General features: G+C 70.9%; 8 protein-coding genes, 1 tRNA gene and 1 other RNA gene. 7 read left to right on the forward strand and 3 right to left on the reverse strand.

The window, feature by feature from the left end; genetic code table 11:
- The 3 genes from G6030_RS03410 to ffs all read right to left on the reverse strand — a co-directional run.
- Window positions 1-1,216: DNA polymerase III subunit gamma and tau (locus G6030_RS03410; protein ID WP_182642213.1), on the reverse strand; the 1,216-nt coding region annotated here is incomplete at its 3' end.
- Window positions 1,217-1,749: 533 nt separating this feature from the next.
- Entirely contained in the window at window positions 1,750-2,994 is a 1,245-nt protein-coding gene (locus G6030_RS03415) for an aminotransferase class I/II-fold pyridoxal phosphate-dependent enzyme (RefSeq protein ID WP_231888835.1), read from the reverse strand.
- Between the two features lie 93 nt (window positions 2,995-3,087).
- Window positions 3,088-3,182, reverse strand: an RNA gene (ffs, locus tag G6030_RS03420) — signal recognition particle sRNA small type.
- Window positions 3,183-3,278: 96 nt separating this feature from the next.
- Here ffs and G6030_RS03425 point away from each other — a divergent pair.
- The 7 genes from G6030_RS03425 to nuoE all read left to right on the forward strand — a co-directional run bounded on the left by G6030_RS03425 (window position 3,279) and on the right by nuoE (window position 7,937).
- Window positions 3,279-3,366, forward strand: a tRNA-Ser gene (locus G6030_RS03425).
- Window positions 3,367-3,484: 118 nt separating this feature from the next.
- Entirely contained in the window at window positions 3,485-3,889 is a 405-nt protein-coding gene (locus G6030_RS03430; protein WP_007631721.1) for a hypothetical protein, read from the forward strand.
- Window positions 3,890-4,130: 241 nt separating this feature from the next.
- Window positions 4,131-4,490 carry an NADH-quinone oxidoreductase subunit A gene (locus G6030_RS03435; protein ID WP_007631723.1) on the forward strand — a complete coding sequence of 120 codons (360 nt, stop codon included), beginning with the start codon at window positions 4,131-4,133 and terminating at the stop codon, window positions 4,488-4,490.
- A 27-nt stretch (window positions 4,491-4,517) separates the two neighbouring features.
- A complete protein-coding gene (locus G6030_RS03440) occupies window positions 4,518-5,072 on the forward strand; it encodes an NADH-quinone oxidoreductase subunit B (protein ID WP_007631724.1) in 555 nt (184 codons plus the stop codon).
- Window positions 5,069-5,848 carry an NADH-quinone oxidoreductase subunit C gene (locus G6030_RS03445; protein WP_007631726.1) on the forward strand — a complete coding sequence of 260 codons (780 nt, stop codon included), beginning with the start codon at window positions 5,069-5,071 and terminating at the stop codon, window positions 5,846-5,848. Before G6030_RS03440 ends, G6030_RS03445 begins: the two co-directional genes overlap by 4 nt.
- Window positions 5,845-7,170, forward strand: a complete 1,326-nt coding sequence (gene nuoD, locus G6030_RS03450) for an NADH dehydrogenase (quinone) subunit D (RefSeq protein WP_182642214.1) — start codon at window positions 5,845-5,847, stop codon at window positions 7,168-7,170. The genes G6030_RS03445 and nuoD overlap by 4 nt, the downstream gene beginning before the upstream one ends.
- Window positions 7,167-7,937: an NADH-quinone oxidoreductase subunit NuoE gene (gene nuoE, locus G6030_RS03455; protein WP_007631734.1), complete on the forward strand. Its 771-nt coding sequence runs from the start codon at window positions 7,167-7,169 to the stop codon at window positions 7,935-7,937. Before nuoD ends, nuoE begins: the two co-directional genes overlap by 4 nt.
- The last annotated feature ends 12 nt before the right edge of the window (window positions 7,938-7,949 follow it).

The raw sequence follows: 7,949 nt of genomic DNA on the forward strand, positions 1-7,949 counted from the left end.
CCCCGCCACCCTGCGCGGGCGCGCCACCTGCGCCACCCGCGGCGACCGGCGCGGCGCCAGGGCGCACGGCCCCCGACTCCAACGACTCGACGCGCTGGAGCAGTGCGGCCATGGAATCATCGGCCGACGGCAGCAGCAGCTTGGCGCAAAGGATCTCCAGCAGCAGCCGCGGCGAGGTGGCCCCACGCATCGACGCCATGCCCTCGTGCACCATGTCCGCACACCGCGCCAGAGTGGCGGGGCCGATCTGCTCGGCCTGCCGCCTCATGGTCTCGGCCTGCTCGACCGGTGCGTCGACCAGCCCGCGCTCGATCGCCTGCGGCACGGATTGCACCATGATGAGGTCGCGCAGCCGCTGCAGCAGGTCGGCGGCGAACCGGCGCGGGTCGTGCCCCGCCTCGACGACCTTGTCGACGGTCCGGAACAGCGTGGCCCCGTCGGAGGCGGCCAGGGCGTCGACGGAGTCGTCGATGAGCGCGACCTCGGTGGCCCCCAGCAGGCTCACCGCGCGCGGATAGGTGATGCCCTCCTCGCCGGCGCCGGCCATGAGCTGGTCGAGCACGCTGAGCGTGTCACGCGGCGAGCCCCCGCCCGCGCGGATCACAAGCGGGAACACGGTGGGCTCGACCTTCACGCCCTCCTGGTCGCAGATCCGCTCGAGCAGCCCGCGCATCGACGACGGCGTGAGCAGCCGGAACGGGTAGTGGTGCGTGCGCGAGCGGATGGTGGGCAGCACCTTCTCCGGCTCGGTGGTGGCGAAGATGAAGATGAGGTGCTCCGGCGGCTCCTCCACGATCTTGAGCAGCGCGTTGAAGCCCGCGTTGGTGACCATGTGGGCCTCGTCGATGATGAGGACCCGGTACCGCGACGACGCCGGCGCGAAGAACGCCCGCTCGCGCAGGTCACGCGTGTCGTCGACACCGCCGTGGCTGGCCGCGTCGAGCTCGGTGACGTCGAGCGTCCCGTTGCCGCCGGGCGCGAGCGCCACGCACGAGTCACACTCGCCGCACGGGGTGGCCGTGGGCCCGTGCACGCAGTTGAGCGAGCGCGCGAGGATGCGGGCGGACGACGTCTTGCCGCAGCCGCGCGGCCCGGAGAAGAGGTAGGCGTGGTTGATACGACCGGAGGACAGCGCCACCGACAGCGGTTCGGTGACGTGCTCCTGGCCCACGACCTCGGCGAAGGAGGCGGGGCGATACTTCCGATAGAGAGCCACACCTAGAGGGTACCCAGGGGGTACGACGACGAAGAGATCGATCGCGTCCCGACGGGCGCCCCGCGGGTGGGCGCGCTCTTCAGCAGAAATGACCGGAGGGGCCGCGACTGGCGCAGCCCCTCCCGACGTCCCTCGCGCGCGGATCGGGCCCCCTCAGACCCCCGCAGCACGGTTCCCGAACCGATACCTGACACCGGCCCCTCACAGCCCCTCAGCTGTACTCCGATGTCCGCATCCCTCTGGCCCGGACGGAATAGATACAACCAGATGACCCACGCATGAGACAAGGCGTTCCTGTTGCTGACAAGTGCTCAACAATCGTGCCCGCAGCCGTTTGCGCATGTCACAGGGTTACCTAACCGGCGGCACGCTCCGCCCAGGATGCGGGAACGTGTCCGAGATCACTCGCAGGTAGATCCGCTGGTCACTTCGCGGTTGAGCGCCGGGCCGACCACAGAACGGAGCCCACTCCGGTAAGAAGCCGGATTAACGCTGGCGAGACAACTGTTACAGCGCTCCCGCCCACCGGGACGTCAGCCGGCGAGCGCCGCGCGGCACGCCGCCAGCAGCGCGCACAGGCCCACCACGTCCATCGCGGTCTCGACCTCGGCGAGCGGCGGGAGGGTGGGAGCCAGGCGGATGTGCCGGTCGTCGGGATCCTGCCCGTAGGGGTACGCCGAGCCGGCGGGGGTGAGCGCGACCCCGACCTCCTTGGCCAGGCGCACGGTCTCGGTGGCGGTCCCGTCCACAACCTCGAGGTCGATGAAGTACCCACCCTCGGGTCGGGTCCAGCGGGCGACGTCGTACTCGCCGAGACGGCGGGTCAGCGCGGCGGCCGCGGCCTCGAACTTCGGCGCGATCACCTCGCGGTGGCGGAGCATGTGGGCGCGCACCCCCTCGGCGTCGCCGAAGAAGCGCGCGTGCGCGAGCTGGTTGACCTTGTTCGGGCCGATCGTGCGCACGGAGGTGTGGCCGAGGTACCAGTCCAGGTTCGCCGAGGACGACGACAGGAACGACACGCCCGCGCCGGCGAAGGTGATCTTGGAGGTCGAGCAGACCTGCCAGAAGCGGTTGGGGTGCCCGGCCTCGGCGGCCAGGGCGTCCACGTCCGGCACCTTGGGGAAGTCCTCGGTGAGAGTGTGGACGACGTAGGCGTTGTCCCACACCACGCGGAAATCAGGAGCGGCGGTGGACATACGCGCCAGGCGGGAGACGGTGTGGTCGTCGTACACCGCGCCGGTGGGGTTGGCGAAGATCGGGACGCACCAGATGCCCTTGATGGACGGGTCGGCGGCCACGAGCCGCTCGACCTCGTCCATGTCCGGACCGGTGGGCCCGAGCGGCACGGGGATCATCTCGATGCCGAGGGCCTGCGTGATGGAGAAGTGGCGGTCGTACCCGGGCACCGGGCACAGCCAGCGCAGGGCGGGCTCGTCCTTCCAGGGCCGCTGCGAGTCGGGCGTGCCGAACAGCATGGAGAACACGAGCAGGTCGTACATGATCGACAGGCTGGCGTTGTCCTGGGCGATCACCCGGCCCGTCTCGACGCCCAGCAGCTCCGCGATGATCGACCGCAGCTCGGGGAGCCCGGCGCCGCCGCCGTAGTTACGCACGTCGGTCGTGCCGGCCAGGTGGTCCCCCTCCCCCGGCAGGGACAGCAGCCCCTCGGAGAGATCGAGCTGCTCGGGCGAGGGCTTCCCGCGCGTGAGGTCCAGGGCGAGACCCCTGTCCGCAAGCGCGTCGTACTCGGCGGCCAGTCGCGACTCGAGGCGAGCCAGGTCGTCGGCGGGGAGATCGGACAGCGCCACGGTGGCCTCCGGCGGGGGTCGACTACATCGGTGGTGTTGGTGCCCTAAGACATGTCCCAAGACATAAGGGGACCCCGCGCACCCGCCAGAGCCCGCTGACCCTTGCTGCCTTCCGGCCCTGGGGGAGTTCACAGGATGGACGCCGCGCGGGGTCCGGGTACGAGTCTAGCCGGGCCACCCCCTAGCCCGCACGCCACCCACCCCGGAGGACGACGGTTTGCCTCCGCTCGGCCTTCCTCGGTATTGTCCTCCACGGAGGATTCGCCTAGTGGCCTATGGCGCTCGCCTGGAACGCGGGTTGGGGTTTATAGCCCCTCAGGGGTTCAAATCCCCTATCCTCCGCCGCGGACGCGGCCCGGAGCTCTCGAGCACCGGGCCGCGTCGCTCATTTCGGCGCCCCTGACGTGCTCAGCCCTCCATTCCCTCGGCACGTCCCCACACCCTGGGTAGAGTCGCGATCGTGACCGAGACCGCAGGCCACGACGTCGCCCTCAGGGTGCTCGTCTACAGCAACGACGCCGCCACCCGCGGTCGCGTCATGTCCGCCCTCGGCACCCGCCCGCATCCGGACCTGCCCCGGCTCGACTATGTGGAGGTCGCGACAGCACCGGTCGTCGTCGAGCACATGGACGCCGGCGGCATCGATCTGGCGATCCTCGACGGCGAGGCCTCCCCCACCGGCGGGCTGGGCCTGGCCAAGCAGCTGCGTGACGAGCTCGACCGTTGCCCGCCTCTACTGGTGCTGATCGGCCGCGCGGACGACCGCTGGCTCGCCGACTGGTCGCGGGCCGACGCCTCGGTGCCGCACCCGATCGATCCGCTGCGCCTCCGCGACACCGTCAACACGCTCCTCGCCCCGGCCTGAGCGCCGCCGCGCGCGCCCGCCACGCCGCCTGACCTGCACCGACACACCGTTCGGCCGAACTCCGAACATACGTCAACACAGTGTGAGTAGAGTCACACTCACGGGCCGGGAAGCGACCGGCCCGCCGGGGAGTCGGACGGCCGGAACCCCACATCCGGACGCCCGACCTCCCACAGCGGTTGCCTGCAGAGGCGCGCCCACCGGCGCCCTCTGACGCTCAAGCGCGAGGAGTGATGCGGTCATGAACGAGTACGTGCCCATCCTGGTCCTGGGGGCCCTGGCCGTCGCCTTCGCCGTCTTCTCCTCGGTGGTGTCCTCGGTGGCGGGGCCGAGCCGCTTCAACCGCGCGAAGCTCGAGGCCTACGAGTGCGGCATCCAGCCCACGCCGCAGCCGGTCGGCGGCGGCCGCTTCCCGGTGAAGTTCTATCTCACGGCGATGCTGTTCATCATCTTCGGCATCGAGATCCTCTTCCTCTACCCGTGGGCCGTCCACTTCGACCAGCTGGGCGTGTTCGGCCTGGCCGCGATGGCCCTGTTCGTCGTCAACGTCTCCGTCGCCTACGCCTACGAGTGGCGGCGCGGCGGGCTGAGCTGGGACTGACCCGGAAGCGTGGAGAGGAGAGCGGTCATGGGACTCGAGGAGAAACTGCCGGCCGGCTTCCTGCTGACCACGGTCGAGCAGCTCGCGGGGTACATGCGCAAGGGTTCGCTGTGGCCGGCGACATTCGGCCTGGCGTGCTGCGCGATCGAGATGATGGCCACGAGCGGTGGCCGCTACGACCTGGCCCGGTTCGGCACCGAGGTGTTCCGCGCGTCGCCCCGGCAGGCCGACCTCATGATCGTCGCGGGCCGCGTCAGCCAGAAGATGGCCCCGGTGCTGCGCCAGGTCTACGACCAGATGGCCGAGCCCAAGTGGGTGCTCTCGATGGGCGTGTGCGCGTCGTCGGGCGGGATGTTCAACAACTACGCGATCGTCCAGGGCGTCGACCACATCGTGCCCGTCGACATCTACCTGCCCGGGTGCCCGCCGCGGCCGGAGATGCTCATGCACGCGATCATCACGCTGCACGACAAGATCCAGAACATGCCGCTCGGCGCCAACCGGGCGGAGGCGATCCGCGCCGCCGAGCAGGCCGCGCTCGACGAGCGCCCGCTCATCCCGGTCGAGGGGATGTTCCGATGACCGAGCGCACCCCCGACCGCCCCGGCCACACCCCGGATCGCTCCCCCGCCGCGCCCGACCGCACGGACGCGGCCGGCCGGCCGGTCACCGCCGATCCCCACGACGCCGCGGGCCCCGACACCGTGGGCGTCCGGCACGGGATGTTCGGCGTGCGGGGCTCGGGGGACACCTCCGGGTTCGGTGGCCTCGTGCGCCCGACGGTCCTGCCCGGCAGCACCCCACCGCCGTACGGGGACGACGACGACAAGGTCGTCCGCGCGCTCACCGCGGCCCTGCAGCGGCGGGGTGGGGCGAGCTTTGCCGAGGCGGTCGAGAGGGTCGTGGTCCACTGCGGCCAACTCACCCTGCACGTGGTGCGCGAGCACCTACCGGCGGTGGCGCTGGCCCTGAGGGATGATCCCGACCTGCGCTTCGAGATGTCGCTGGGCGCGAGCGGGGTGCACTATCCGGGCGCCACCGGCCGTGAGCTGCACGTGGTGTACCCGCTGCAGTCGATCACCCACAACCGCCGGGTGATGCTCGAGACCTGGGCACCGGACGCGGACCCGCACGTGCCGACCCTGACCCGTGTCTATCCCACGACGGACTGGCACGAGCGGGAGACGTACGACTTCTTCGGCGTGATCTTCGACGGGCACCCGTCGCTGACCCGGATCGAGATGCCGGACGACTGGGAGGGCCACCCGCAGCGCAAGGACTACCCGCTCGGCGGGATCGCGGTGCAGTACAAGGGCGCGACCATCCCGCCGCCGGACCAGCGGAGGGCGTACTCGTGACAGCCGACCGCACGCGCGTGCCCCGGGCCGCCGATTCCGACACGATCCTCACCGCCTCCGGGCGGGACTGGGACGCGATCAGCGAGGCCGCGCGTAACGCCGACGACGACCGCATCGTGGTGAACATGGGCCCCCAGCACCCGTCCACGCACGGCGTGCTGCGGCTCATCCTCGAGATCGAGGGCGAGACCGTCACCCGGGCCAGCTGCGGGATCGGCTACCTGCACACGGGCATCGAGAAGAACCTCGAGTACCGCTACTGGACGCAGGGCGTGACGTTCGTGACGCGGATGGACTACCTCTCGCCGTTCTTCAACGAGGTCGCCTTCTGCCTGGGCGTGGAGAAACTGCTGGGGATAAGTGCACAGGTGCCGGAGCGGGCGTCGGTCATCCGGGTGATGCTCATGGAGCTCAACCGGATCGCCTCGCACATGGTCGCGCTGGCCACCGGTGCGCTCGAGCTGGGCGCGAGCACGCCGATGCTCTTCGGGTTCCGCGAGCGCGAGCTCGTGCTGGACGTCTTCGAGGTCATCACCGGGCTGCGGATGAACCACGCCTACATCCGCCCCGGCGGGGTGGTCCAGGACCTGCCCGACGAGGCCGTGCCCAAGGTGCGGGAGCTGCTCGAGCTGATGCCGGGGCGGATCCGCGAGATGGAGCTGCTGCTGCGGGAGAACCCCATCTGGCGGATGCGCCTGCAGGACGTCGGCTACCTCGACCTCACCGGCTGCATGGCGCTCGGCGTCACCGGCCCGGTCCTGCGGGCGACGGGCCTACCGCACGACGTCCGCCGCTCCGATCCGTACTGCGGATACGAGACCTACGAGTTCGACGTCGTCACCGGCTCGGCGAGCGACTGCTACGACCGGTTCGTCGTCCGCGTCGACGAGATGAAGGAGTCGCTGAAGATCGTCGAGCAGTGCCTGGACCGGCTCGAACCGGGCCCGGTGATGGTCGACGACCCCAAGATCGCCTGGCCCGCCCAGCTCAAGGTGGGCCCCGACGGCCTGGGCAACTCGGCCGAGCACATCCGCCACATCATGGACAGCTCCATGGAGGCGCTGATCCACCACTTCAAGCTGGTCACCGAGGGCTTCCCCGTCCCCCCGGGCCAGGTGTACGTGCCGGTGGAGTCCCCGCGCGGCGAGCTGGGCGTGCACATGGTCTCCGACGGCGGCACGCGCCCGTACCGCGTGCACTATCGCGACCCGTCGTTCACCAACCTGCAGGCCGTGGCCGCGATGTGCGAGGGCGGGATGGTCGCCGACGTCATCGCCGCCGTGGCCAGCATCGACCCCGTGATGGGAGGTGTGGACCGATGAGCGAGCCGGTGTTCCTGCAGTTCGGCCAGCAGCCCGACGAGCCGGGCGCGATCGTCCGGCCCGACGCCCGGAGGACCTACCCCGACGACGTCCTGGAACGACTGCGGGCCGACGCCGACCTGATCGTCGCCCGCTACCCGCAGGCCCGCTCGGCACTGCTCCCGCTGCTCCACCTGGTCCAGGCCGAGGACGGTCACCTCACGCCCGCCGGCATCGAGTTCTGCGCTCTCGTCGTCGACCTGTCCCCCGCCGAGGTCATGGCCGTGGCCACCTTCTACTCGATGTACCGCCGCACGCCGACCGGCGACTACCTGGTCGGGGTGTGCACCAACACCCTGTGCGCGGTGATGGGCGGCGACGAGATCTACGCCGACCTGCGGGATCACCTGGGGCTCGACGGGCCCGGCACCACCGACGACGGGCGGATCACGCTCGAGCGCATCGAGTGCAACGCGGCCTGCGACTACGCGCCCGTCGTGATGATCAACTGGGAGTTCTTCGACGACCAGACGCCCGACTCCGCGCGGCGGGTGGTCGACGACCTGCGCGCAGGCCGACCCGTCACCCCGACCCGCGGGGCGCCGCTGTGCACGTTCCGCGAGACCGCCCGCATCCTCGCCGGCTTCCCCGACCCCCGCCCCGGCTCCAATGACGGTGCCCCCGGCGAGGCCACACTCGCCGGGTTGCGCGTCGCCCGCTCCCGCGACATGCGCGCGCCCGAGCCGCCCGCCCCGGACACGCCGGACTCCCCGGACGAGGAGGCCTGACATGCCGCTCGC

The sequence above is a fragment of the Dietzia sp. E1 genome (assembly GCF_014145015.1).
In the GTDB taxonomy this organism is placed as follows: domain Bacteria; phylum Actinomycetota; class Actinomycetes; order Mycobacteriales; family Mycobacteriaceae; genus Dietzia; species Dietzia cinnamea_A.

Excerpts from the sequence above, each read along its gene's own strand:
- G6030_RS03440 (WP_007631724.1), top strand. The coding sequence starts at position 4,518 with ATGGGACTCGAGGAGAAACTGCCGGCCGGCTTCCTGCTGACCACGGTC.
- G6030_RS03435 (WP_007631723.1), top strand. The coding sequence starts at position 4,131 with ATGAACGAGTACGTGCCCATCCTGGTCCTGGGGGCCCTGGCCGTCGCC.
- G6030_RS03445 (WP_007631726.1), top strand. The coding sequence starts at position 5,069 with ATGACCGAGCGCACCCCCGACCGCCCCGGCCACACCCCGGATCGCTCC.
- nuoE (WP_007631734.1), top strand. The coding sequence starts at position 7,167 with ATGAGCGAGCCGGTGTTCCTGCAGTTCGGCCAGCAGCCCGACGAGCCG.